The organism is Streptomyces sp. RPA4-2 (genome assembly GCF_012273515.2).
Classification (GTDB): Bacteria; Actinomycetota; Actinomycetes; order Streptomycetales; family Streptomycetaceae; genus Streptomyces; species Streptomyces kaempferi.
This window is the reverse complement of sequence record NZ_CP050975.2, coordinates 8,251,832-8,276,302: the sequence shown is the minus strand read 5'-3', so window position 1 is coordinate 8,276,302 and position 24,471 is coordinate 8,251,832. Positions and strand designations below refer to the sequence as shown.

Annotated in this window: 25 protein-coding genes and 1 pseudogene; 16 read left to right on the top strand and 10 right to left on the bottom strand. The window is 72.1% G+C overall.

Annotated elements, in window-relative coordinates; translation table 11 throughout:
- The first annotated feature begins 19 nt into the window (after positions 1-19).
- The 3 genes from HEP85_RS36135 to HEP85_RS36125 all read left to right on the top strand — a co-directional run bounded on the left by HEP85_RS36135 (position 20) and on the right by HEP85_RS36125 (position 3,085).
- Positions 20-1,237, top strand: a complete 1,218-nt coding sequence (locus HEP85_RS36135; RefSeq protein WP_168531686.1) for a 4-hydroxybenzoate 3-monooxygenase — start codon at positions 20-22, stop codon at positions 1,235-1,237.
- Positions 1,238-1,449: 212 nt separating this feature from the next.
- Complete coding sequence (locus tag HEP85_RS36130) at positions 1,450-2,865, top strand: serine/threonine protein kinase (RefSeq protein ID WP_369657999.1); 1,416 nt, start codon at positions 1,450-1,452, stop codon at positions 2,863-2,865.
- Entirely contained in the window at positions 2,816-3,085 is a 270-nt protein-coding gene (locus HEP85_RS36125; protein WP_369657998.1) for a hypothetical protein, read from the top strand. Before HEP85_RS36130 ends, HEP85_RS36125 begins: the two co-directional genes overlap by 50 nt.
- Before the next feature lie 102 nt (positions 3,086-3,187).
- Here HEP85_RS36125 and HEP85_RS36120 read toward each other — a convergent pair whose 3' ends face one another.
- Positions 3,188-4,129, bottom strand: coding sequence for an MvdC/MvdD family ATP grasp protein (locus HEP85_RS36120; RefSeq protein WP_211118122.1), 942 nt, complete (start codon positions 4,127-4,129; stop codon positions 3,188-3,190).
- Positions 4,130-4,144: 15 nt separating this feature from the next.
- Positions 4,145-4,336: a putative ATP-grasp-modified RiPP gene (gene tgmA / locus HEP85_RS36115; protein ID WP_148008417.1), complete on the bottom strand. Its 192-nt coding sequence runs from the start codon at positions 4,334-4,336 to the stop codon at positions 4,145-4,147.
- A gap of 311 nt (positions 4,337-4,647) precedes the next feature.
- Between tgmA and HEP85_RS36110 the strand changes: the two genes are divergently transcribed.
- A complete protein-coding gene (locus tag HEP85_RS36110; RefSeq protein WP_168534407.1) occupies positions 4,648-5,640 on the top strand; it encodes a hypothetical protein in 993 nt (330 codons plus the stop codon).
- A 25-nt stretch (positions 5,641-5,665) separates the two neighbouring features.
- On the opposite strand, the gene HEP85_RS36105 is transcribed toward HEP85_RS36110, so the two are convergent.
- Together HEP85_RS36105 and HEP85_RS36100 are read right to left on the bottom strand one after the other, a co-directional pair.
- Complete coding sequence (locus tag HEP85_RS36105; RefSeq protein WP_168531685.1) at positions 5,666-6,835, bottom strand: NAD(P)/FAD-dependent oxidoreductase; 1,170 nt, start codon at positions 6,833-6,835, stop codon at positions 5,666-5,668.
- 4 nt (positions 6,836-6,839) lie between these two features.
- Complete coding sequence (locus HEP85_RS36100) at positions 6,840-7,568, bottom strand: TetR/AcrR family transcriptional regulator (RefSeq protein ID WP_168531684.1); 729 nt, start codon at positions 7,566-7,568, stop codon at positions 6,840-6,842.
- Between the two features lie 244 nt (positions 7,569-7,812).
- On the opposite strand from HEP85_RS36100, the gene HEP85_RS36095 reads away from it, so the two are divergent.
- Positions 7,813-8,433 (top strand): DUF2238 domain-containing protein, encoded by a 621-nt coding sequence (locus tag HEP85_RS36095; RefSeq protein WP_168534405.1) that lies wholly within the window; start codon positions 7,813-7,815, stop codon positions 8,431-8,433.
- A gap of 113 nt (positions 8,434-8,546) precedes the next feature.
- On the opposite strand, the gene HEP85_RS36090 is transcribed toward HEP85_RS36095, so the two are convergent.
- Complete coding sequence (locus HEP85_RS36090; RefSeq protein ID WP_168531683.1) at positions 8,547-9,530, bottom strand: aldo/keto reductase; 984 nt, start codon at positions 9,528-9,530, stop codon at positions 8,547-8,549.
- 135 nt (positions 9,531-9,665) lie between these two features.
- Positions 9,666-10,832: a glycoside hydrolase family 88 protein gene (locus HEP85_RS36085; RefSeq protein ID WP_168531682.1), complete on the bottom strand. Its 1,167-nt coding sequence runs from the start codon at positions 10,830-10,832 to the stop codon at positions 9,666-9,668.
- A gap of 301 nt (positions 10,833-11,133) precedes the next feature.
- Between HEP85_RS36085 and HEP85_RS36080 the strand changes: the two genes are divergently transcribed.
- The 8 genes from HEP85_RS36080 (at position 11,134) to HEP85_RS36045 (ending at position 18,106) form a co-directional block, all read left to right on the top strand.
- Entirely contained in the window at positions 11,134-12,057 is a 924-nt protein-coding gene (locus HEP85_RS36080; protein WP_168531681.1) for a MurR/RpiR family transcriptional regulator, read from the top strand.
- A 381-nt stretch (positions 12,058-12,438) separates the two neighbouring features.
- Positions 12,439-12,816, top strand: coding sequence for a hypothetical protein (locus HEP85_RS36075; protein ID WP_211118275.1), 378 nt, complete (start codon positions 12,439-12,441; stop codon positions 12,814-12,816).
- Positions 12,817-12,865: 49 nt separating this feature from the next.
- A complete protein-coding gene (locus HEP85_RS36070; RefSeq protein ID WP_248002215.1) occupies positions 12,866-13,780 on the top strand; it encodes an MBL fold metallo-hydrolase in 915 nt (304 codons plus the stop codon).
- A 105-nt stretch (positions 13,781-13,885) separates the two neighbouring features.
- Positions 13,886-14,197, top strand: a complete 312-nt coding sequence (locus HEP85_RS36065; RefSeq protein ID WP_168531679.1) for a DUF1232 domain-containing protein — start codon at positions 13,886-13,888, stop codon at positions 14,195-14,197.
- A 74-nt stretch (positions 14,198-14,271) separates the two neighbouring features.
- Complete coding sequence (locus HEP85_RS36060; RefSeq protein WP_369657997.1) at positions 14,272-15,552, top strand: CAP domain-containing protein; 1,281 nt, start codon at positions 14,272-14,274, stop codon at positions 15,550-15,552.
- Positions 15,553-15,714: 162 nt separating this feature from the next.
- Positions 15,715-16,971, top strand: coding sequence for a serine hydrolase (locus HEP85_RS36055; protein WP_168531678.1), 1,257 nt, complete (start codon positions 15,715-15,717; stop codon positions 16,969-16,971).
- Between the two features lie 113 nt (positions 16,972-17,084).
- Positions 17,085-17,402: a DUF6191 domain-containing protein gene (locus tag HEP85_RS36050; RefSeq protein ID WP_168531677.1), complete on the top strand. Its 318-nt coding sequence runs from the start codon at positions 17,085-17,087 to the stop codon at positions 17,400-17,402.
- Positions 17,399-18,106 (top strand): nucleoside/nucleotide kinase family protein, encoded by a 708-nt coding sequence (locus tag HEP85_RS36045; RefSeq protein WP_168531676.1) that lies wholly within the window; start codon positions 17,399-17,401, stop codon positions 18,104-18,106. Before HEP85_RS36050 ends, HEP85_RS36045 begins: the two co-directional genes overlap by 4 nt.
- Here HEP85_RS36045 and HEP85_RS36040 read toward each other — a convergent pair.
- The 3 genes and pseudogenes from HEP85_RS36040 to HEP85_RS36030 all read right to left on the bottom strand — a co-directional run.
- Positions 18,036-18,808: pseudogene (locus HEP85_RS36040) on the bottom strand (hypothetical protein); the annotation flags it as partial. The gene HEP85_RS36045 and the pseudogene HEP85_RS36040 overlap by 71 nt on opposite strands.
- A complete protein-coding gene (locus tag HEP85_RS36035; RefSeq protein WP_168531675.1) occupies positions 18,754-18,993 on the bottom strand; it encodes a hypothetical protein in 240 nt (79 codons plus the stop codon). The pseudogene HEP85_RS36040 and the gene HEP85_RS36035, both read right to left, overlap by 55 nt.
- 4 nt (positions 18,994-18,997) lie before the next feature.
- Positions 18,998-19,141: a hypothetical protein gene (locus HEP85_RS36030; protein WP_168531674.1), complete on the bottom strand. Its 144-nt coding sequence runs from the start codon at positions 19,139-19,141 to the stop codon at positions 18,998-19,000.
- Between the two features lie 132 nt (positions 19,142-19,273).
- On the opposite strand from HEP85_RS36030, the gene HEP85_RS36025 reads away from it, so the two are divergent.
- Positions 19,274-19,783 carry a methylated-DNA--[protein]-cysteine S-methyltransferase gene (locus HEP85_RS36025; RefSeq protein ID WP_168531673.1) on the top strand — a complete coding sequence of 170 codons (510 nt, stop codon included), beginning with the start codon at positions 19,274-19,276 and terminating at the stop codon, positions 19,781-19,783.
- Between the two features lie 163 nt (positions 19,784-19,946).
- Positions 19,947-20,930, top strand: coding sequence for an alpha/beta hydrolase (locus HEP85_RS36020; protein ID WP_356011111.1), 984 nt, complete (start codon positions 19,947-19,949; stop codon positions 20,928-20,930).
- A 4-nt stretch (positions 20,931-20,934) separates the two neighbouring features.
- On the opposite strand, the gene HEP85_RS36015 is transcribed toward HEP85_RS36020, so the two are convergent.
- Positions 20,935-21,765: a peptidoglycan-binding protein gene (locus tag HEP85_RS36015; protein ID WP_248002214.1), complete on the bottom strand. Its 831-nt coding sequence runs from the start codon at positions 21,763-21,765 to the stop codon at positions 20,935-20,937.
- A gap of 249 nt (positions 21,766-22,014) precedes the next feature.
- Between HEP85_RS36015 and HEP85_RS36010 the strand changes: the two genes are divergently transcribed.
- The gene (locus tag HEP85_RS36010) at positions 22,015-24,453 is read left to right on the top strand and encodes a SpoIIE family protein phosphatase (RefSeq protein WP_369657996.1); all 2,439 of its coding nucleotides are present in this window, start codon (positions 22,015-22,017) and stop codon (positions 24,451-24,453) included.
- Positions 24,454-24,471: the final 18 nt, after the last annotated feature.

Sequence of the window (24,471 nt, the reverse complement as noted above, 5' to 3'; positions counted from 1 at the left end):
CCACCGACATAATGCACGGATGATCAAGCCCTCCCCCACCTCCGCGCCGACGCGGCGCGTCCCGGTCGTCGTCATCGGCGCGGGCCCCGCCGGGCTCACCGTCGCGAACATCCTGCGCACGGCGGGCGTCGACTGTGTGGTGCTGGAGACCGAGAGCCGGGAGTTCGTCGAACAGCGGCCCCGCGCGGGGTTCATCGAGGAGTGGGCGGTGCGGGCGCTGCGCGAGCGGGGGCTCGCGGACCGGCTCGTGGAGCGGGCGCAGGCGCACAGCGCCTGCGAGTTCCGTATCGACGGCGAACGCCACCGCTTCCGGTACGCCGAGCTGACCGGGGAGCGGCACTTCGTCTATCCGCAGCCGCTGCTGGTGACCGACCTGGTGCGCGCGTACGCCGACGTGAAGGGCGGCGACATCCGGTTCGGGGTGAAGGACGTGGCCCTGCACGGCCTCGACGGCGACCGGCCCTCGGTGCTGTACACGGATCCAGCCACGGGCGAACGGCGGCGCATCGACTGCGAGATCGTGGCCGGCTGCGACGGCGCCCGTGGAGTGACCCGCTCCTGCGTGGCGCCCGGTCGGGGCACCGTCGCCCGTCACGACTACGGGGTCGGGTGGCTGGCGCTGCTGGCCGAGGCGCCGCCGTCCAGCGACTGTGTCGTCTTCGGCGTCCACCCCCGGGGATTCGCCGCTCACATGGCCCGCAGTCCGGAGGTCACCCGCTACTACCTGGAGGTGGCGCCCGGCGAGGACCCGGAGCGCTGGTCGCACGACCGCGTGTGGTCGGAGCTGCACGCCCGGCTGGCGGTGGCCGGGGCGCCCCCGCTGACGGAGGGGCGGCTGATCGAGAAGCGCGTGCTCGACATGCACAGCTACGTCGTGGAACCGATGGTGTACGGGCGGCTGTTCCTGGCGGGCGACTCCGCTCACCTCGTGGCGCCGATCGCCGCGAAGGGCATGAACCTCGCGCTGCACGACGCCCTGCTTCTGGCGGACGCCCTCGTCGCGTACTGCGGCACGGGGGACGACGGCGGGCTGCGTGACTACTCGGCGGCCTGTCTGCGGAGGGTCTGGGAGTACCAGGAATTCTCGCAGTGGCTGGCCGAGTTGCTGCACGGGCCGTCCTCCGGCGATCCCTTCCGGGCGGGTGCCGCGCGCGCCCGGCTGCGGCGGATCCTGGACTCGCCCGCGGCGGCGGCCACCTTCGCCGCGTCGTACATCGGCCAGGACGCCGTGAGCTGAACGGCCCTGGACGGCCGGGCGGCAGCCCGGCGACCCGGCGGGAGAACGGTGGCCCCGGCGGGAGAGCAGGCCCGAACTGTTCGTACATGTGCGCTACATGAAAAGAATTCAGGAAAAACAGGACCCGGGAATCGCCCGCCTTTGAACACCCACCGTCACACCCGCCGTACCAACGGGAAAGGTGAGTGCCCGGTGTGCAGCGAGGGATGACCATGGTCAAGGTGCAAGTCTCCACGGACGAATCGGTCGCGGGAAGATACCGGCTCCTGGAGGTCGTCCACCAGGAGGAGGGACGTGAGAGCTGGAACGGCCAGGACGTCGAGTCCCGTCGGCTCGTCACCTTGACCCGGTCCCGGTGCCCGGCGCATCTGCGCGAGGAGGCCGAGCTGCGCACCGCCGTGCGGATCACCCGTGAGTCCGAGGCGCTGGGTCTGGTCTGCCCCGGGCGGGTGGCCGTCGTCGTCGACGTCGTCGAGGACGACGCGTTCCTGTGGACGGTCACCGCACGGCCGGCGGGCGTCCCCCTGAGCGCACTCCTCGCGCACGGACCGGTGGACCACGTCAGGACGGCCCGCATCGGGCTCGATCTGCTCGACGTCCTGGGTGCCGCGCATCAAGAGGGGTTCACGCACGGCGACCTGAGTCCCGGGCACGTGTGGGTGGAGGAGTTCGGCGGGCTCACGGTGGGCGGATTCGGGCTGATGGGAGCCACCGACTCGCCCCGCGTCACGGCACCCTCGTACGCCTCGCCCGAACAGGCTCGCGGTGAGGGCGGCGGACCGGCCACCGACCTGTGGGCACTGGGCGCGATCATGTACGAGATGGTCGAGGGCCGGCCGGCGATCCGGGACCGGGGCAGCCTCGAGGCGACGTTCCGCGCAGTGGAGCGGCTGCCCATCCGGGTCCCGCTCAACGCCGGGCCGCTCGGTCCGGCCATCCAGGGGCTCCTGCGCCGGGATCCCGTGGAGCGGGTGCCCGAGTCGGTCGTACGGGAGGCACTCACGCGCATCCTCAAGGCGGAGCTCGACGACTCGGAGCCGACCGGGACGCTGCCGTTGTTCGAGGAGTCCGGCTTCGACGGCCCGCGCCCGGGACGGGTGCGCGGCAGACGGCCCGTCAGCCGGCCGGTGTTGCTGGGGGGAGCGCTGGCCGTGACGGTCGTCTGTTTCGCCGGTCTCGCCATGGCGGGCGGGCTGTCCGATCGCGGCACGTCCGCGTCGGGCTCCGCCCCGTCCCCCTCCGCCTCCGATCGGCCGTACTCCCCCGCTCCCACCGCCGGTGGCACGGACCCCGGGCGACCCCCTCGGCCCCGGCGTCCCGCTCCTCGTCCCCGTCCCGGTCCGCCTCGCCCTCCCCGTCCCGTACCGGCCGACAGGACCCGCTTAAGCCGGGTTCTTCCGCTTCACCGCGCCCCAGGGCTTCGCCATCGACCTCCCCAAGGGGTGGGCGCCCCTGCGGACCGAGCGGTCCGCCGACCAGTCCTACCGTGTCCTGCTCGGCGCGAGCGGCGACCCGCGCACCCTGACCGTCACGTACAGCACCCAGCTCGCGCCGGACCCCGTCGCGGTCTGGAACGAGGTGGACACCTCTCTGCGGGGCGAGTCCATCGACTACGAGCGGGTGGGTGACATCCGCTCCGTCGACTATCGCGGTTACAAGGGCGCGGACATGGAGTGGCTCTCGACGGCGGACGGGGTCCGTGAGCGCACGTTCGGGCGCGGCTTCCTCGTCGACGGCCGGCGCGGGTTCTCCCTGCGGTGGACGACCCCGGCGGACGACTGGGGCACGGCCGCCAACCGGCAGGCGCTGGACACGTTCCTGCGGACGTTCACGTACACGTCGGGGTGATCCGGGGCCGGGACAGGCCTGCCGGTCCTGTGCCGGCTTCTGCCCCCGGCCCGGTGTCCGGTCCCCCGCCCCGTCCGGGCGCGGGGGTGAGGGCCGACGCGGTCAGCGCCGGTCGGCCGGTCTTCGCTGGGAGAGCCACAGCGCGACCGCCTCGGAGATGGGCTGGCCGGTCTCCAGCTCGATGAAGCCGAACTGCCCGCCCTGGTTGCCCTCCAGGAACCACCACACCCCTTCCTCGTCTTCGGCGAAGTCGAAGGCCGTGTAGGCGAGTTCGGTGAAGGCCGTGTACTCCTGCACCGAACGGGCGATACGCCCCGGCACCGCGATGGGCTCCCAGACGTGCCCGGTCTCGCCGAAGCGCCCGTCGACCTGACCCGCCACCGCGGTCTTGCGGGCGCCGAAGAGACGGTCCCCGATGCAGGTGAGCCGGATGTCGGCGCGCTTGGGAATGTACTGCTGGAGCAGCGCGGGTCCGGCCGCGACACCGGAGAAGTCCGCGTCGGGGCCGATCAGGGTGGTGGGCAGCGCCACTGGGGGTTCGCCGGGCGGCGGTCCGGAGGCGGACTTGACCACCACCTGCCGGTACTCCTCCACGAACTGCTGGGCCACCCGCGGCGCGGTCGTGATGACGGTCGGCGGCACCGCGAACCCACTGCTGTGCGCCACCCTCAGCTGCCAGGGCTTGTGCCGGGCCTGCTCGGCCCGGCGCGGGTGGTTCATCCAGCGGGTCGAGGCGGAGTAGAGCATCCCGAACAGCGCCTGCCGGGTCTCCGCGGTCAGCCAGGGCGAGGGCTCCGGCGCGTGCGCCGCGGGTTCGCCCGGACGGCGCACCCACACGGAGCGCAGGCCGCCCATGCTGAGCACATGGCCGTTGACCGAGAGGTAGCCGTCGAAGTCGCCGTGCGCGTAGTCCGCGGACAGGACCGCCCGGCCCGGCACGTCGGCGGGGTCCAGGCGCACCATGGGCACGCCCTGTTCGTGCAGCCTGGCCACGACCATGTCGGCGGTGACGTCCTGCTCCGCCGTGAGAATCAGTACCGTCATCGGGGTGAGTGGCCGTCAGTCGTCGAAGTGCGTCTGGGAACCGGCGGTCGACGTCGTCGTACCGGTCGCCATCAGGAGAGCGCGGTCGCTGACGGCCGGCCTGCCGTCCGGCAGCACGTTCAGTTGCAGGGACACGTCGAAGTGGTACGGGGGTACAGCGGCCGAATGCCCTGTGGGCAAGGCGTAGTTGAGGGTGAACGGTCGCACGGTAAATCCTCCCGCCGGTCTCACGATGCACTGCCCCCTCCCCTACGTGTGATGACTGTAAGGAATTCATCACTTTGCGCCACATCGGGGTGAACAGCGTCACATCGCGTCGTTTCAGGCTTACTTGATTCCGTTGTTGCTTGTGTGTCTGCTTGATCCGGCCAAACCTACGGCCAAAGCTTCATTCTCTGTGATCTTAACTCCGCACTTACCTTGGAGAGTTCCCGGTGACCGCAACCTTCGTCCCGACCGCAGGATCCGCCGCGCGCCCCGACGCACAGGTCCCCGTCTCACGTGAGGCGCGGGACACCCTGACGCGTGACGCACAGGACTCCGTCTCACGTGACGCGCGTGACTTCGGGGCCTACGCGCGGACCGGCGGCTGGGCCTTCGCCCTGAAGGTCGCGCGCAGTGTGCGTCCCGGCGGACAGTCCGCCGACGAGACCGCGAAGGTGTCCGCGAAGGAGTTCGCCGAGCTGGCCGGCTGCTCACCCGAGCGGGTGATGCGCTACTACAAGGCGTGGGACAAGGCGGCGGACGACGGTCTCGTCCCCCACTTCGAGGTTCTCGCCCCGGGCGAGGAGATCGAACTGCCGGACGCGGACGCGTGGTTGACGTACTACGCCGCCCGCTCCAGCGCGTCCTCCGAACGGGGAACCGCCATCGCCGAGGCGGCGCAGGCCGAGGGCATCCGCCCCACCAAGGCACTGGAGGTCGCCGAGAACCCCACCGCGCTGCGGGCCGCGATCCTCGCCGACCCCTCCACGGCGCAGGCGGCCCGCACCGCGCTGCTGGACCGGGTGAAGGAAGACCCGGCGCTGCAGGCCGAGTTGGCCCGCGACATCGCGCGCACCGACGAACTGAAGAAGGCGGTGGCCACCGAGACCAGGGCGGCCGACCGGATCGGCTACGTCCGCCAGATCGCCGAGAAGGGTCAGATCAGGACCCCGGCGGGGCAGACTCTCGACGCGCCGGCCGAGCTCCGCTCGGAGGCCGAGCGCCATCTGTCGCTCCTGGACGAGCTGGACAAGGGCGAGGACACCGGCGAGTGGGCGGCCGAGGCCTACGACACGATGAAGGGCCTGGTCGTCGAGACCGTCGAGGCAGACCCCGAACTGCGGGTCCAGGAACGCCGTACGAAGTTCTACAACAGCCTGCAGCGGGCCACGAAGGTCTTCGAGGAGCTGACCTTCGACGACGCCGACGACATCTACGAGGACGACATGGTGCAGCGGCTGGAGGACCTCCAGCAGGCGATCGGCTCCTGCATCGCGGCGCTTCGGGGCGCGGCGCCGCGGGAGTGAGCGGAATCGGTGTCCGTGTCCCGGATCAGGACGCGGAAGCGGACCCGGGCCGGTCCTCGCCGAGATAGTGGGTCATGCGCTCGACCAGGGGGCGCGGCGCGTCCGGCCGGAAGCAGAGGCCGAGGTTGTCCGCGGACTCGGCCGCCGCCGCCTCGCTGCGGACGAAGAGCGCCTCCTCGTACACCGCCAGTGCCTTCTCGACGTCGTCCCGGTGGGTGGCGATGGCGGTCGCGAGTTCGGCACCGTCGAGCATGGCGAGGTTGGCACCCTCGCCGGCGAAGGGAGACATCAGGTGCGCGGCATCGCCCAGCAGGGTGACGCCCGGGGTGCGGTCCCAGCGGTGGCCGACCGGCAGCGCGTGGACCGGCCGGGGCACGAGCTCGCCGTCCGCGTCGGCGACGAGCGCTCGCAGGCGTTCGTCCCAGTCGGGGAAGTGCTCCAGCAGCGCCGTCTTGGCCGCCGCGGTCGCGGTGAAGTCGATGGGGCCGGCGGTGGCCCACTCGGCGGGCGTCCGCAGGGCGACGTAGATGTGCAGCGAGCCGTCGGGGTCCCGGTGGGCGAGGAAGCCCTTGCCGTCGGCGAGGGCGAACATCATGCCGTGGCCGACGAGGGCGGCGCCCTCCGGATGCCGGGTGTCGGCGTCCGGGAGGTGCGCCTCGACGAAGGAGAGGCCGGAATAGACCGGGGTGGCGTCCGAGACCAGCGGTCGGACCTTCGACCAGGCGCCGTCGGCGCCGATCAGCACATCGGCGGTGAACGTCTCCCCGTCGGCGAGCGTCACCTCGTGCCGACCGTCGTCGAGTGTCCGTACGCCGGTGGCCTTGGCGCCCCAGCGCACGGTGTCCGGGGGCAGTGAGCCGAGCAGGAGGTCGCGCAGCGCCCCTCGCTTGACCTCGGGCCGTCCGCCGCCCTCGCCGTCGTCCTCCAGGTGGACGACGGCCGCCTTGTCGAGGATGCGCATGGCCTCGCCACCGGCGTGGATGAGGCCCCGGAACGCGTCGTGGAGCCCGGCGGCGCGCAGCGCGGCCTGCCCGGACTCCTCGTGCATGTCCAGCATGCCGCCCTGCGCGCGGGCGGTGGGCGAGGCGTCGAGGTCGAAGACCGCGGCCTCGATGCCGCTCCGGTGCAGCACGCGGGCGAGCGTGAGGCCGCCGAGACCGGCGCCGACCACGGCTATGGGGTGATGGATCGACATGTCGCTACTCCTTGGGGAGGGACGGCCGGGACGTGTCGGACGTCCCGTGCCTCGGGGTGTGCAGGATTCCGCTGATCAGCACCTGGAAGCCCCAGTCCATACGCGCCTCACCGGGCCCTGAGAGCAGTTCGGCGCCCGCGGCGGTGACGTGCGGATGCCGTTCGCCGGAGGCGCCGTGCAGTGCGGCGGCGAGCGCGGCCCATTCACCCTCGGCGTCGGCGGGGTCCTTCTCCCCGGGGGCGTGTTCGGCGGCGGTCGCGGTGGCGAACTGCAGCAGCAGGTCCACCGCCCAGGCCGCTCGCGCCCGGGGGATGCCGCCCTCGCTCATCAGCGCGAGCAGTGCGTCCAGCAGGTCCAGATAGCGGTCGCCGAACGGGCGGGAGACGAGGGCCGAGCGGGCCAGGCCCGGGTGCTCGAACAGCACCGCCGTGTAGGAGGTGAGCACCTCTACGAGCCGGTCGCGCCAGTCGCCGTCCGCGCGGGCCGGGCCGAGGTCGACGGCGCCGAGGAGCTCGTCGAGGACGGCCGCGTGCAGTTCCGCGGTGTTGCGTACGTAGACGTAGAGCGAGGCCGGGCCGGTGTCGAGCTCCTGTGCCAGGCGGCGCATGGTGACCCGGCTCAGACCTTCGGCGCACATCAGGGCCACGGCGGTCTCGATGATGCCTTCCCTGGTCAGGGCCGGTTTCGCCGGTCGCTCACGACGGCTCGGGCGGGGTGCGGGGTGTGCTGTCACACCTCCAAAGTAACGAACATGTTCGTTGCGAACAAGTACGTGACGAACATGTTCGTTCTTTTCTCCCGCTCCGGGTGAGTAGGCGTACTCATGCCGTCACTCCCCCGCTCCAGCACGATGGGGCGACCCGGACCGCGGACCAGGACCAGGACCAAGGAGCTCACCCGTGAACGGACTTCACCTCTCCTCGCTCTCCAGCCCGGCGTCCGAGGGGCTGTTGGAGCGCCACCCCGGGCGGCGGGTCCTGCCGACAGCGCTCGTCGCGCTCGTCGTCGCGGGCCTGGCCGTCTCCGCCTGGAACCCGCACGACCGGACGACCTGGCTGCTGGAGACCGTGTGGGTGCTGCTCGGGCTGCCCCTCGCCGTGCTGTTCCGGCGCCGGTTCCCGCTGACGAACCTGCTGTGCTGCCTGCTGGCGGCGCACGCGCTGGTCCTCGCCGTGGGAGGCCACTACACGTACGCGCAGGTACCGGTGGGCGACTGGGTACGGGACGGGCTCGGGCTCGCCCGCAATCCGTACGACCGGTTCGGTCACCTCATGCAGGGGTTCGTGCCCGCCGTCCTGGTACGGGAGGTGCTGAGCCGGACCTCACCGCTGCGCGGCAGTCGCTGGCTCGCGCCGCTGACCGTGTGCGCGTGCCTGGCCTTCAGCGCGCTCTTCGAGATGTTCGAGTGGGCGGCCGCGGTGATCGGCGGCCACTCGGCGGACGCCTTCCTGGCCACCCAGGGCGACGTGTGGGACACCCAGTGGGACATGTTCTGCGCGCTGATCGGAGCCACGCTGTCCGTCGTCCTGCTCAGCCGGGCGCACGACCGGCAGCTCGACGCGCTCCGGAGCGAGGGGTCCGGGAAGGACGCCCGGTGACGGGCTCACAGGCGGTACGCCACACCACCACGCCCCGGACACGCCGAACGCCGACCACCGCCCCTCTTCCTCGGGCCGGCGGTCGGCGTCCTGGTCGGGGCCCTCGCGGCCCGCTACCAGCGGCCCTCCACCTGCTCCTTGATCCGGCGGTCGTAGAGCTCGTCGATCGCATCCAGCGTCTGCCGCGACAGCGGCGGGAGCTTCGCGGCCTCCGCGTTGGCGTGGGCCTGTTCGGGTGAACGCGCGCCCGGGATCACCGTGGTGACGCCGGGCTGCTGGATGATCCAGCGCAGCGCCAGCTGGGCCGGGGTGCAGCCCTCCGGAGCGAGGGCGGAGAACTCGGCCGCCGCCTCCACACCGGTCACGAAGTCGACGCCGGAGAAGGTCTCGCCCTGGTCGAAGGCCTCACCGTGACGGTTGTACGTACGGTGGTCGTCGGCCCCGAACACCGTGTCCTTGGTGTACTTGCCGGAGAGCAGACCGGAGGCCAGCGGCACGCGGGCGATGATGCCGACGCCCGCCTCCTGAGCGGCGGGAAGAACCTGCCGCAGAGGCTTCATGCGGAACGGGTTGAGGATGATCTGAACGCTCGCCACGTTCGGACGGGCGATCGCCGTGAGCGCCTCGTCGCAGGTCTCGACGCTCACGCCGTACGCGGCGATCCGCTCCTCCTCGACCAGGGTGTCCAGCGCGTCGAACACCTCGTCCGACGAGTAGACGGGGGTCGGCGGACAGTGCAGCTGCACCAGGTCGATGCGGTCGACGCCGAGATTGCGCCGGGAGCGGTCGTTCCACGCGCGGAAGTTGTCGAGGACGTAGTTCTGCGGGATCTGCTCGACCCGGCGGCCCATCTTCGTCGCGACCATCACATGGAGGTCGGGGCGGCCGCTCACGAAGGACGCGATCGTCTGCTCGCTGCGTCCGTCGCCGTACACGTCGGCGGTGTCGAAGAAGGTCACCCCGGACTCCGCCGCCGTCTCCAGCACCGCCTTGGCGTCCGCTTCGCTCACATCGCCCCAGTCGGCCCCGAGCTGCCACGTACCGAGACCGATGACCGATGCCTTCTGGCCTGACCTGCCGAATTCACGCTCGTCCATGTGATCAGTCTGTCATCCATCCCCCGCCGGCAGCGGCGGCACCCCCGGCCTCGCGGCGGCCGGCGCCGCCGCGCGCGGCTGTCCCGGACGTGCCGCTCCGGGGGTGCCGCCGCGGGGGTGCCGCCGCGCCGGCGGTCAGCGCGTGGTGAGCCGCGCCAGTTCGGTGCCGGCGAGCAGGAAGGCGCCCACGCCGAAGTCGGCGGTGCTGTCGTAGGTGACCGGCTGGCTGGATTCCGGTCGGTCGCCGACGTTCTGGACGTAGCCGAGGAAGCCGTCGGGGTGCACGGCCGTGGTGACGAGGCCGTTCCAGGCGCGGGCCGCCACCGGGAGGAAGGTGTCCCGGTCGACCAGGCGGGCGAAGACCGCGTACGAGGTGCCGTACAGGAGGAAGGACGTGCCGCTGGTCTCGGGGCCGGGCAGATGGGTCGCGTCGGCGAGGTTGACGTTCCAGAAGCCGTCGCCGCGCTGCACGGCCGCGGCGGCCCTCACCAGGCGCGTCAGCGTGTCGCGGTACTCGGCGGTGTGGCGCTCCGTGGACAGCAGCGCCTTGAGTGTCTTGACGTGACCGCCCGCCACCCATCCGTTGCCGCGCGACCAGACGACGGGCCGGCCCGAGGGCGAGAGGATGCCCCCGGGGAGGAAGCGCGCGTCGCGGTACCAAAGGCCCGTCGCGGCGTCGTACAGGCCGGGGCCGCCCTCGGCGCGCTTGGTGTGGTCGTAGAGGGAGTACAGCTTCCGCCAGTACTGCGGATCCCGGCGGAGGGCGCCGAGGCGGGCGAAGGGCGGCATGGCCATGTGGAGGGCGTCGTCCCACCACCAGTCGTCGTTCTTGTCCGGCTGGTCGGTGTAGACCATGCGGTGCAGGGAGGTCTCGATCGCGGTGAGCTTCCGCTCCTCGGGCTCGATCTCGTACAGGTCGAGGTAGGCCTGTCCGGCGGATTGGTTGTCCGCGTGGCGTGTGGTCACCCCGCCGTTGAGCCCGTAGGCGTGCCGGTCCGCCCAGGAACGGGCGTACGCGAGATGGCGCGCGTCGCCGGCCAGGCGGTACAGGGCGAGCAGTCCGCTGAAGAAGGTGGCGTTGGCCCAGCCGTTGTCACCGGAGTCCGTGTGCGCGGCGATCCAGTGGTCGGCCACGCGCCGCAGCACGGCGACGACCTCACTCCTCGAGGGCAGCGGCGTCACGTCTCCCGGCCTCGGCGGCACCGGGGTCCCAGCGGCCTGCGCGGGCGTCGTCAGGGCGGTTCGGAGCGAAGCGGCGGCCGCGAGAGCGGTACCGCCGGCCAGCAGGCGTCGTCTACGCATATGAACAACTCCTACGGATGGGGATCCTCATCCTCAACTCCCGCCCCGCGCACTGTCCATGGGCGGTCGTCAACTTGGCCCGAACCAGACCGAGTTCATGTCCACGTACGATCGTCAGGTGGCGAGACCGTCGCCGTGCCGTCCCGCGTCCCCGCCGGGCGATGTCACCCACCCGGTTCCCGGCCTTCGCGCCACGCCTCCCCCCGCGTGCGGTGAGCTACTGCGTGTGGTCATCCATGCCCTGGTGAGCACGGTCCGTGAGCTATGTTGAATCCTCGTGGGACATGAAGGAGGCACATCGGTGCCATCGCCGCAGCAGGCGCGCGCGCAGGCGTCCGCGATCACGTCGGGAAAGACGGCTCCGGAGGCGGGCGCGGCGCCCACGTCCCAGCTCCGGGAACTCTTCGACGGGACACGGCTCTCGCCGGGGCAGCGCCGTATCGCCCAGTACCTGATCGAGCACATCACCGAGGCCGCCTTCCTGTCGATCACCGATCTCGCGGAGCGCGTCGGGGTGAGCCAGCCGTCCGTGACCCGCTTCGCCGCGGCGGTCGGCTTCAGCGGTTACCCCGCGTTGCGGGAGAAGCTCCAGGCCATCGCGCTCAGCACCCTGGGCAGCACCCCGGGCGCGCCCACCGTGGACCGCGGCAACGAGCTGCAGGCCGCGGTGGACGTGGAGATCGAGAACCTGGAGAACCTGCGGCGCGACTTCGCCGACCCGGACCAGGTGATCGAACTCGGTCGCGCGCTCTCGCAGTCGACACCGCTGACGGTTCTCGGGCTGCGCATCTCGGTGTCGCTGGCCGAGTACTTCGCCTACGCGGCGCGCCGCGTCCACCCCGACGTACGGGTGGTGACCCGGGGCGGAAGCGTCGCGTACGACGCGCTGCTCCAGTCGCGCGAGGCGGGCGGCACCTGGCTGCTGGCGTTCGGAATGCCTCGGCACGCGCAGGAGACGCTCACCGCGGTACGGGTCGCGCGCAGTGCCGGACTGAAGGTGGCCCTGATCACCGACCTGGCGCTCGGACCGCTGGCCGACGAGGCCGACGTCACCTTCACCGTCGGCACCGGCTCCCGGCTCGTCTTCGACTCGTACGCCGCGCCCGTGGTGATGTCGGCGGCGCTGCTCCAGGCCATGACCGACGCCGATCCGGAGCGGACACAGGCCCGCCTGGAGGAGTACGAGCAGATCGCCGAACAGCACCAGTTCTTCCTGAAGGACTGAACTTCTCACGGAAGACCTTCGCCCTCCCCCCCTCCTGAGGGGCCCGGCACCCCTGCCCCACCCCGCCGGCGCCCCCTCCCGTACCGCGCCTCACCACGGCATCACGGGATCTATCACCCCATATCGCGGATGAATTTTTTCATGCCCTTGCGAAACTGGCGGTATATATAAATACTGCTCGCGGATCGTGATCAGGAGGCCTCCAGGTCGCGTCCTACGACCATCCGGGGCCGTCCGCTCCTACCCGCAACGGGTTCCGGGTGATCGGACGGGCCCCGCGCGAACGGGACCCGCGGTGGCGGCCCCGGCCTTCCCCTGGACCGGGGCCGCCCCAGAACCGTTGACCACCCTTGCCGCCGACGTAACCCGGAAGCGATGAACATGGCCCTGACGTATTCACCGATCACCTCGGACTGGCCGTGCCAGGTCAAGACCCCCGGCAGCTTCGACTGGGAGCGGTCGGCCACCAGGTGGCTGCGCGAACTGGTGCCGGCCCGCTACGCGAGCTATCCGACCCTGATGAAGCACCCCGTCCTGCTCGGCCGCCACGCACAGATCCAGGTGCAGCACGAGATACGCGTCGCCCGTACGGCTCTGCAGACCGCCCGGTCCGAGCTGCCCGCCCTCGGACTGCCGGAGTCGGTGATCGAGCACACCATCAAGATGTACGCTGCCGAGGTTCTGCAGCTCAGCCATATCGCCCGCAGCGTCCGAGCGGTCACCCACGCGCTCACGGACAGCGGCGCCACGCGAAACTGAGACACCGGGCCGGGCGACGGTTCCGGTGCGACGACCACCGGGAGACGTCGTGGACGCACAGGGGCCCAGGGCCGTGGACGCCGGCGCAGAGGAGCGAACCCCCGCGGCGCGGACACTCGATGTGCGGTGGATCCACGGATCGCCGTCGGCCAAGCACAACACGGATCCGGACCTCCAGGTGCACGTCCACGACGCGGACACGGTGATCCTGCGGCAGAACATGGCCGTCGACTACGAGGCGCCCTTCCTGTTCCTGCTGTTCGGCGAAGCGCGGGCGGTGCTCATCGACACCGGTGCCACGGCCTCGCCCGCGCACTTCCCGTTGCGACGGGTGGTGGACGGGCTGATCCGGGACCGGCAGGCCGCGCAACCCCGGGACGACTACGAGCTGCTGGTGCTGCACACCCACCCGCACGGCGACCACGTCGCGGGAGACGGCCAGTTCACCGACCGCCCCCGCACCACGGTGGTGGACGCGGCCCTCGACGAAGCGTGGACGTTCTTCGGATTCGACCGGGACCCGGACGGTGTCGCCCGCGTCGACCTCGGCGGCCGGGTCCTGGAGTGCCTGGCCACACCCGGGCATCACGCGGCCTCCGTGACGTACTTCGACCCCTGGACCGGTTTCCTTCTCACCGGCGACACCGTCTACCCCGGCCGGCTGTACGTCGACGACTGGCCGGCCTTCACCCGCACCGTCGACCGCCTGATCAATTTCTGCGCCGACCGGCCGGTCACCCAGGTGCTCGGCTGTCACATCGAGATGACCCGGCAACCGGGCGTGGACTATCCCGTGCGGACCACCTACCAGCCCGACGAGCCGCCCCTGCAGATGACGACGGCCCAACTGGCCGACATCCGCGCGGCCATCGACACCGTCGGCGACCGGCCGGGCCGGCACGTCTTCGACGACTTCGTCCTCTGCCGCCGTGACCTGCCCGAGGACGCCCCCGAAGGCGCGTAGACGTCCTCGCCCCGCACCTGGCCGAACGGGAGGCGGTACGAACGCCGTGGCCGGGAAGACGACAGGGAGAAACGCAACCTCCCGCCGAGACCCCTGGACGGACTCATGGATTCCACGGCATGGACAGTGGTCGTCGTCGTCGCGATCCTGGGTGCCGTCGCGCTCGCGGTCGCGATCGTGCTCCTGACCCGGCTCGTACGGGCGCGCCGCGATCTGCGGCGCGCCGGACTGCCGACCGGCTCCCGCTGGGTCTTCTGGGGCGCCGTCGCCTATCTGCTGCTCCCGACGGACTTGCTGCCCGACCCCATCTACCTGGACGACATCGGCGTACTCCTGCTGGCCCTGCGCTCGTTGCGCCGCCCGGAACTGCTCGACGCCGACGAACCCGGGAACCCTCCCGCACGCACCGGACGTTGACGGACCGAGCGGGCCAAAGGCGTGGACGCCCGCGCCGGAGGTCCGCGGGGATCACCACGTCGACGGGCGGCACGATGAGCGAGCTGGTTCCCGGGGGCAACGTGCCCCTGCCGGGCGGCACCCTGACGATCCGGGTGCCGGGCCCCTTCGACGTCTCGGCGCTCATCACCGACGACACCGGCAAGGTGCGCGGTGACGCCGACTTCGTCTTCTACAACCAGCCCGCGGTACCGGGTGCCCGGCTCACCGGTGAGAGCCTGACGGTCGACCCGCCGGGGCTGCGCTCCGGAGCGAGCCGGGTCACCGTGCTCGTCACCCCGGCCGATCCCGGCACACCGCTGGGCCGGCTGCCCGCCCCCACCCTGCTCGTCACCGGCCCCGGCGGGCGCACGCTGGCGCGCTTCACTCCCCCGCGCCCGCAGCGGGAGACCGTGCTGCTGCTCGCGGAGATCTACCGGCGCGGCCCGGAGTGGAAGCTGCGGGCGCTGGGCCAGGGGTACGCGGAGGGACTGGCCGGCATCGCGCGGGACTTCGGGGTCGACATCAGCGAGGACGACGCCCCGGCGGTCGCGGCACCCGACCCGGACGGCTTCCTGGAGCTGGTGAACTCCGTGCGCTCCGCCGCCGGTTCCCCACCCGTGTCGCTCGACGCGCGGCTCGCCGGCGCCGCGCGGGCGCACGCCTCCGACATGGCGGCGCGCGGGCTCCTCAGCTCCCAGGGTGCGGACGGAACTTCGGTCTACCAGCGCGTCACCGCCGCGGGGTACGCGTATCTCACCGTGGGCGAACACCTCGTCTCCGGCCCGCGCACCCCCGGCGAGTTCGTCGAGTACTGCCTCACCACCGAGCGGTCCCGCGCCACGCTGTACGACCGCGCGTACACCCAGGCGGGTCTCGCGTACGTCGCCCACCCCCGTTCCGGCGACCTGTACTGGACGGCGCTGTGGGCGCGGCCGTTCAGCACCGACGGCTTGGCGCGGACGGCGCGCGAGGTCGTCGCGCTGACCAACGCCGAACGGGCCGGTGAGGGCCTGCCGCCGCTCCTCGCCGACACCCCGCTCACCGTCGCGGCCCAGGCGCACAGCGACGACATGGTGGCCCGCGCCTTCTACTCCCACACCTCTCCCGACGGCAGCCGACCCTGGGACCGGGCCGCCGCGGCGGGCTCCGCGCGCCGGACCATCGGCGAGAACATCGCCTGTGGCCAGCGCTCCGCCGCCGAGGTCGTCCGCGGCTGGATGGACAGCCCCGGACACCGCGCCAACATCCTCAAGCCCGGCTTCACCCACATAGGCGTCGGCCTCGCGGGCGGCGGCGACGCGGGCACCTACTGGACCCAGCTCTTCGGCGGCTGAACGGCCCCTTTCTGACGGACCTTCCGATTCCTCTCCGTGCCGTGCAACCCACGGCCGCTCCGGCGCGTAAAGAAGGTGTCGACGCCGCGTCCGCGGCACGGTGCACGCCGGACGTCCGCACGGGCGGGCGAACCCGGTGGAGAGAGTCGGGAGAAGAATCAGATGGTCTCAGGATCGGTGGGCACGGGTACGGCGCTGGGCGCGGTACTGCTGTCCCTCGTCGCGGTCCCCGCGCAGGCGGCCTCCGCGGCGCCGGGCCGCTCGGACACCGGACGTGTCACGAGCGTCGCGGCAGCGGGGTCGGGCGCGCCCGACGACGCCGGGCTGCAGAGCGTGCTGCACACCGCGCTGGCCCAGGGAGCGCCCGGCGCGATGGTGCGCGTCGACGACGCGGGCACCGTCCACCAGTTGTCCGAGGGGGTCGCCGACCGGGCCACCGGGCGGGCCATCACCACGGCCGACCGGTTCCGCGTCGGCAGCGTCACCAAGAGCTTCTCCGCCGTGGTCCTGCTGCAACTGGTCGACGAGGGCAAGCTGAACCTGGACACCTCGGTGAACACCTATCTGCCCGGACTGCTGCCCGACAACAAGATCACCGTGCGCCATGTGATGAGCCACCGCAGCGGCCTCTACGACTACACCAACGACATGTTCGCGCAGACGGTCCCGGGCTTCGAGTCCGTCCGCAACAAGGTCTTCAGCTACCAGGACCTGGTGCGCCTGTCCCTGAAGCACGCGCTCACCAACGCGCCGGGGGCGGCCTACTCGTACTCGAACACCAACTTCGTCGTCGCGGGCATGCTCATCGAGAAGCTCACCGGGCACGCGGTGGCCACGGAGTACCGGAACCGCATCTTCGGACCGCTCGGCCTGACCGACACCTTCTACGTGCACCCCGACACCGCCATCCCCGGCACACACGCCAACGGCTATCTCACCCCCGACGAGGCCGGTGCGGCCCTCGTCGACTCCACCGCGCAGACGGTGTCCTGGGCGCAGAGCGCGGGCGCGGTCATCTCCAGCACGCGGGATCTCAACACGTTCTTCTCCTCCCTGATGGCCGGAAAGCTCATGTCCGCCGCGCAACTCGCCCAGATGCAGAAGTGGACCACCGTCAACAGCACCCAGGGCTACGGCCTCGGTCTGCGCCGCCGCGACCTGTCCTGCGGTGTCTCCGTGTACGGGCACACCGGCACCGTGCAGGGCTACTACACGTACGCCTTCACCTCGAAGGACGGCAAGCGCAGCGTCACCTCGCTCGCCAACACCTCGAACAACGCCGACGTGCTCAACACCATGGCGGGCACCCTGGAATCCGCGTTCTGCGGCAAGGCGTCCAAGGCGGCCCTCCGCGCCACGGCGCCGGCCGCCCCCAGGGAGCGGTACGAGGACATCGCGCCGGACGTCGCCCGGGACTGACGTGCCAGGGTGCGGCCGGACCACCGGCACCGGCCGCACCCGTCGCCCGAGCCGGCACAGGTCCGGTGGAACCGGGTCGGCCGGTCTCCGCCTCCGCGCCCGATACTGGTGGCATGGGATTCGCCGTCTTCATGACCCTTCCGGGACTCGTCGTCGTACTGACCCTCGCGGCCTTCGCCGACCAGGCGCTGCTCCGCGCCGGACGCGCCGGCCTCCTGCCGTGGCGCAACGGTGCGCGGCAGGGACAGATATCCGCCACCGGCTTCGAGCAACTGCACGCGAGTCTCTCGCCGGGCAAGCAGCACGAGCTCGAGGAACGGCGGTCGGCCCTGGTGATGCGGGACGACGAGGAGGACGGGGCGCCCGCGCACCGTACGACCGTCGATCTGGCCGCCGGCACCGCGGTCGTGCGCCCTCGGCGCCGCTCATGACCTTCGACGACCTGCTGGAGCGGGCCGCGTCCCTCGTCCGTCCGGACCGGCGCGCGATCCTCGGCATCGCCGGAAGTCCCGGAGCGGGCAAGACGACGCTGGCCGAGCGCCTGGTCCGGGAGCTGAACAGCGACGACTCCCGCTGGGTCGCGCAGGTGCCGATGGACGGGTTCCATCTCGCGGACGTCGAGCTGGAGCGCCTGGGCCGCCGGGACCGCAAGGGCGCTCCCGACACCTTCGACGCGGCGGGCTACGCGGCGCTGTTGCGCCGGCTGCGCGACGAGGACGGGGGCGAGGACGACGGCATCGTCTACGCGCCGGGCTTCGAGCGGACCCTGGAGCAGCCGATCGCGGGTGCCGTCCCGGTCCCCCGCACCGCCCGTCTGATCATCACCGAGGGCAACTACCTCCTCCTGCGCGACGCGGCGTGGGAGCGCGTACGGTCGCAGCTGGACGAGGTCTGGTTCTGCGAGCTCGACGACAGCGAACGCGTGCGCCGACTCGTCGCCCGCCACGAGGAGTTCGGCAAGGACCACGACACGGCGGTGGCCTGGGTGCTCGGCACGGACCAGCGCAACGCCGATCTGGTCGCCGCGACGCGGGCCCGTGCCGATCTGGTCGTGGGACCAGAGGTCACCGCCTCCGGATCCGCGCCCCGGGTTCCCCTCGCGCATCGCCCGCCGGACTCCCCATCAGTGCGGTGAACGCCTCGGTACGGATCGTCGGCCCCCCGGGCGCGTACTCCACGACGGGGGCGAAGGGACCCGGGGAGCCGTAGCGCACGGCGAAGACGTGCAGGTCCTCCGGGGCGCCGGGAACCGGACCGGCCTCGAACGCGCTGGAGGCGACCAGGTGACGCCAGCCCTCGTCGGGGTTGCCGTAGACCCGCGGGTCGGCGGCGAGGGCGAAGGCCGCCTCCTCCTGCGTCGTCCGGGCGCGGGCGTCGAAGCGGTCGGCGCCCTCGGTCCGCGGGTGCGTCAGCCGGAGGGTGCCGGCGGACGCCACCTCCGCCGTCGCGACCCTGCGGACCCGGTCGCCGTCGTCGGCGGCGTACGGCATTCCGGCGAGCAGGTACGGCTCCCCGTCCAGCCGTTCGACGGCGACCGTCATCCAGAGGCTGGTGCCGTCCGTGACGTACAGCGACCTGAGATGGCGCAGGACGTGGTCGCGGGTGACGACGGGCTTGCTGACGAGTTTGGCTGTCAGTCCGTCGCTCTCGACGTCGCGCACCCGCACCTCGCCCATCGGGCGGCTCAACAGGAAGCCGTCGACGACCGGACCGAAGCCGGGCCGGCGGTTCACGGCCGCCGGCCCGGCAGACAGGTGCCCGCAGCCTCGACCAGGGACGGCGTCATCCGGTCGTCGAACGCCACCGAGACGCTGCCCGCGCGCAGTTGGTGGCGAGCGCCAGCAGTGAGGTGATGCCGAGCGAGGTGTCACCGATGTCCTGGACGGTCGCGGGGTGTTCGAGGTTGCCGTCCGGGGTGAGGCGGGCCAGCGCCTCCTCGGTGACGGCGGCGAGAACGGTGTCGTACGCTGCCGGGTCGTCCTGGAGGTCGTCCAACCGCCCGCGCTGGTACGGGAGATGCACGTGATCAGCCCTTCGTTCCGGAGGTCGCCAGTCCGTCCGCCAGTCTCTTCCGGACGATGGGGAAGCGGATGAGCGTGGGCGGCAGGGCGCGTGTCGTCCTGGCGAACATCGCGCCGAGGACGAGGAGCGGGCGCCTTCGGTCCCTCACTCGTCACGGGGTGCGGGCGGCCGCCCGCGACTAGGTGTCCGAATCCCGCCGGACGCCGTGCGGGGAACACGGCAACATGGCAGGTGAAGCGGTGCTCGCACCGCTTGGACCACACGTGAAAGGACACCTCCGATGACGGTCTGGACGACCATCGACAGCCCCTTGGGCGAGCTGCTTCTCGTGGGCGAGGAGTCGGCCACCGCGAGGGGCGGCACGGCGCTCGTGTCGCTCTCCATGCCCGGCCAGAAGTCCGGCGCCGTCGTGCGCGACGGATGGACGCGGGACGACGGCGCGTTCACGGACATCGTCACGCAGCTGAACTCCTACTTCGAGGGCGGCCTGACCGACTTCGCCATCGAGTACGCCGGCGGGGCGGGCACCGACTTCCAGCGGCGGGTGTGGAAGGCCGTCGAGAGCGTCCCGTACGGCACGACGGTCAGCTACGGCGAGATCGCCTCGCGGATCGGGGCGTCACGCGCGGCGGTGCGGGCCGTGGGCACCGCCATCGGCGCGAACCCCCTGCTCGTCGTGCGCCCCTGCCATCGCGTGATCGGTGCCGGCGGCGCACTCGCCGGGTACGCCGCGGGCCTGGAACGCAAGCAGCGGCTGCTGGACCTGGAGGACGCCCGGCGGGGCAGGTGATCCGCGTGCGCGGCGACGGCCCGGTTTTGCCGGATCGGCAACATCACTGGGCCGCGCCCCGCCGCTCCCCGCATGATCACCCGTAGTGCCGACACGAGGAGGACCGGTCCCCCGGGAACCCGCTCGTCGCACCCACCGCAGCCGGAGTGTCCTGGGAGGATCCGTGCCGAAGTCGTCCGCAGCAGACCGCACCCACCGTCTGGTGACCTCGCCGGCCGGCCGGATCCATCTGGTGGAGCAGGGAACCGGCCCACTGGTCCTGCTGGTGCACGGATTTCCGGAGTCCTGGTACTCCTGGCGCCACCAGCTGACGGCGCTCGCCGCGGCCGGCTACCGGGCGGTCGCCCTCGACGTCCGCGGCTACGGCCGCTCCTCCAGGCCCGACGGCGTGGCCGAGTACCGGATCCTGGAACTGGTGGAGGACTGCGCCGCCGTCGTGCACGCCCTCGGTGAGCGGTCCGCGACCGTCGTCGGGCACGACTGGGGCTCCACCATCGCCGCCACCTCCGCGCTGGTCCGCCCCGACGTGTTCCACGCGGTCGGGCTGCTGAGCGTGCCCTACGCGCCGCGCGGCGGTCCGCGCCCCAGCGACGTCTTCGCGCGGATGGGCGGTCCCGAGGAGTTCTACGTCTCCTACTTCCAGCGGCCCGGCCGGGCCGAGGCCGAGATCGAGCCCGACGTCCGCGGCTGGCTCGCGGGCTTCTACGCGGCGCTGTCCGGCGACACCATGCCCGGCCCCGGCACGCCGGACCCGCACTTCGTGAGCCCCGGCGGAACCCTGCGTGACCGGTTTCCCGCCGGACGTCTCCCCCACTGGCTCGACGAGTCCACCCTCGACGTCTACGCCGAGGAGTTCGAGCGGACCGGGACGAGCGGGGCGCTCAACCGCTACCGGAACATGGACCGCGACTGGGAGGACCTGGCCGACCACGACGGCGCGCCCGTCACCCAGCCCTCACTGTTCGTCGGAGGCGCCCTCGACGCGTCCACGACCTGGCTGGCCGACGCGATCGCGGCGTTCCCCACGACCCTGCCCGGTCTGGTCTCGTCCCACATCCTGGACGACTGCGGCCACTGGATCCAGCAGGAACGGCCCGAGGACGTCAACCGCATCCTGATCGACTGGCTCGCCGCCCTGCCCGCCTGACGGCCTACAACGTCGTACGGGATTCCAGGGCGGCGCGGGTGTCGTCGCCGTAGACGCCGGTCTCGTCCCCCCGGATGCCGTACCAGAGCTGGAAGCGGGCGACGGCCGCGGTGAGCGTGGCGTCGTAGCTGCCGTCGGTGGAGCCGCCCGCGTACACGTCCGGGATGCGGAGCAGCCGCTGCTGCAGTGCGCTCACCGCCTGGCCGCTGTCCCCCTCACGGAGGGTGCCCGCGCCGTCCGGGTCCGCGGATCCGGACGGCGCCGGGGCGGCCGCTGTCGCGGAGGGGCCGCTTCCGGGGTGTCCGGCCTGTGCGCGGCTGTCCCCGTCGTCGGGCAGCAGGAGCGCGAGGGCGAAGCCGGTCAGGGCCGCCGCCGTCACCCCCAAGGCGATGGCGGCTCGGCGCCGGATGGCACCGTCGGCGTGACCGCGTCCGGGTGCGCCTTCCCGGCCGGGGGTGGGCTGCCGTCCCGGCCGGGACTGTCTTCCCCGCACGGGCCATGGCCCGTTCCCCTGCGCGACGACGGGTGCGCGCGCGGCCCGCCGCGCGGGTCCCGGTGCGACGCCCGCGGTTCCGGCGTCGCGGGTGTAGTCCTCACCCCCCGGTACGGGCGGCATTTCCTCGGTCTCCTCGTCGGCAGCGGGCAAAACGGCCTTCGCCGAGGTGGCGGACACGGCGACCATCTCGTAGTCGCCGTCCGGATCGGCCCCGTACTGCTGTTCCCGCACCTCCTTCAGGAGCTGCGCCAGTGCCTCCGTCCGGCGGCGCCGTTGCACATGGGTGGGCTCGATGGCCCGTCGCCTGGCCGGCTGGTCCGGTTCGGGCGGTGTAGACACACTGCTCTCCTTCCGCGCGTGAGCTCACGCCATCCCCAGGGAGTGATACGTGACGGCCGGCCCGGGAGTTCAGCGGAGGGCGCCTCCCCGCCGGGCTGCCGGCGGGCTCCCGGCGACCGTCCGTGGGCGTGCGAACGCCGGCCGCTTCCCCGTGACGGGGTCGGACAACGTGAAGAATGGGCACATACGGGGTAGGACCACCTTCGGGGAGCGGAGAGGGTCAACGTGGCCGTGAGCGAGGAAAGACAAGTGCCGCCCCGTCGGCGCTTCGACGTGGCGGATGCCGCGCCGCTTGTGCTCGACGCCCATTTGACGGTGACCGGCTGGACCGCGGACGCCGAGCGGCTGCTGGGATACCGGCCCGCGGAGGTGGTGGGCCACCACGTCGTGGACCTGCTGCTCCCGGAGGACGCGGCGCGGATCTCGGAGCGTGCCGAGCGGTGCCGTGGCGTCGGTGGCTGGGCGGGGCTGCTGTCCGCGCTGCACCGGGACGGCCACGCGGTCCGGGTGATGGTGAGGGCCATCCCGGTGCGGGAGGACGCCGCGCCGACACGGTGGGTGGTGCTGCTGGCCGACCTCGCCGACGGCCCCGGCTGGAACATGAGCCGGTCCGTGCTGGAGCGGATGAACGCGGGCTCCCCGGTGGGCATAGCGATCGTGGACACGGAGCTGCGGTTCGTGTGGTCGAACACCGCGCTGGAGCAGTTCGGGGGTGGCTCGCCGCAGCGTCGACTGGGACGCAGACTCGCCGACGTGCAGCCGGGGCTCGACGCCGAGGCCCTGGAGGCGAGGATGCGCCAGGTGCTGCGGAGCGGTGAGCCGGTGGTCGGATTCGAGCATGTGGGCCGCGTACGGTCCGCGCCGCATCGCGAGACCGCGCACTCCCTGTCGTTCGTCCGGCTCGACGACGACCACGGCCATCCGATAGGTGTGTACTACACGGTCGTCGACGTCACCGAGCGCTACCGCGCCCGGCGGCGGCTGGCACTGCTGGACCGGGCCGGGGAGCACATCGGCCGCAGCCTCGACGTCATGCGGACCGCGCAGGAGCTGGCCGACGTGGCGGTGCCGGGCCTGGCCGACTTCGCCACCGTGGACCTGCTGGATTCGGTGCTCAAGGGGGCGGAGCCGGCCTCCGGCCGGCTGAGCGACACGGACGTGGTACCGCTGCGGCGCGCCGGCCAGCAGTCGACCCGGGCCGGGGTGCCCGAGACCACCGTGCCCGTCGGCGCGGTGGCGACGTACCAGGCGGGCTCTCCCCCGATCCGGTGCCTGGCCGAGGGACGGTCGTGGCGCGAGCAGCGGCTGGATCCGTCGGCCGAGGAGTGGGCCACGGCGGACGAGGGGCGGCAGGCCGCCCACTTCCTCGATCTCGGACTGAACAGCGTCATGATCGTGCCCATCCGCGCGCGGGGTGTCACCCTGGGCATCACCACGTTCTTCCGGCGCCGGCGCCATGACCCCTTCGACGAGGAGGATCTGAGCCTGGCGGAGGAGTTCGTGGGCCGGGCCGCCCTGTGCGTCGACAACGCCCGCCGCTACACCCGCGAACGCGACGCGGCCCTCGTCCTTCAGCGCAATCTGCTTCCGCACCGCTTCCCCGAGCAGAACGCCGTGGAGGTCTCCGCCTGCTACCGGCCCGCGGACGAGCTGACGGGGCTGGCCGGCGACTGGTTCGACGTGATTCCGCTGTCCGGGGCCCGGGTGGCGCTGGTCGTGGGCGAGGTGGCCGGTCACGGCATCGACGGTGCCGCCGCCATGGGGCGGCTGCGGGCCGCCGTGCAGACGCTCGCCGATCTGGACCTGCCGCCCGAGGAGGTGCTCGCACATCTCGACGACCTGGTCAGCCGGGCCGCCCGGGAGGAGGGCAGCGGGGCGGACACCCTCACCAGCGGCATGCAGGCCGTCGGCGCCAGCTGTCTCTACGCCGTGTACGACCCGGTGAGCGGGCGGTGCACCATGGCGGGCGCGGGGCATCCGGCACCCGCGATCGTCGCCCCCGATGGCACGGTCTCGTTCGCCGACCTGCCCCGCGGTCCCGCGCTGGGTGTGGGCGGACTGCCTTTCGAATCCGCCGAGTTCACCCTGGCCGAGGGCAGCCTGCTCGGTCTGCACACGGACGGCCTCATCGCCACGCCCCGTACCGGCCGGGACCCGGAAGCGGGCCGGGAGCGTCTGCGACGCGCGCTGGAGGGATACCGGGGATCGCTGGACGGGTTGTGCCGGACGATCGTGGACGATCTTGTTCCGACCCGTCCGTACGACGACGTGGCGCTGCTGATGGCGCGCACCCGTCGGCTGGGGACCGAGCAGGTCGCGACCTGGGACCTGCCCGACGATCCGGCGGTGGTCGCCCAGGCCCGCAAGGCCGCCACCGGGCAGCTCAAGGCCTGGGGCCTGGACGCGCTGGCCTTCACCACCGAGCTGGTGGTGAGCGAGCTCGTCACCAACGCCATCCGGCACGCCCCGGGACCGGTCCGGCTGCGCCTGATCACCGAGCACGCCCTGATCTGCGAGGTCTCGGACGGAGGCGCCACCGCTCCGCACCTGCGCCATCCGAAGACGACCGACGAGGGCGGCCGCGGGCTGTTCCTGATCTCCCAGTTCACCCAGCGCTGGGGTACCCGCTACACCCCCGAGGGCAAGATCATCTGGGCTGAGCAGTCCCTGACGGAGCCACCGGTGTGACGGACGCGCGCCGCCGGT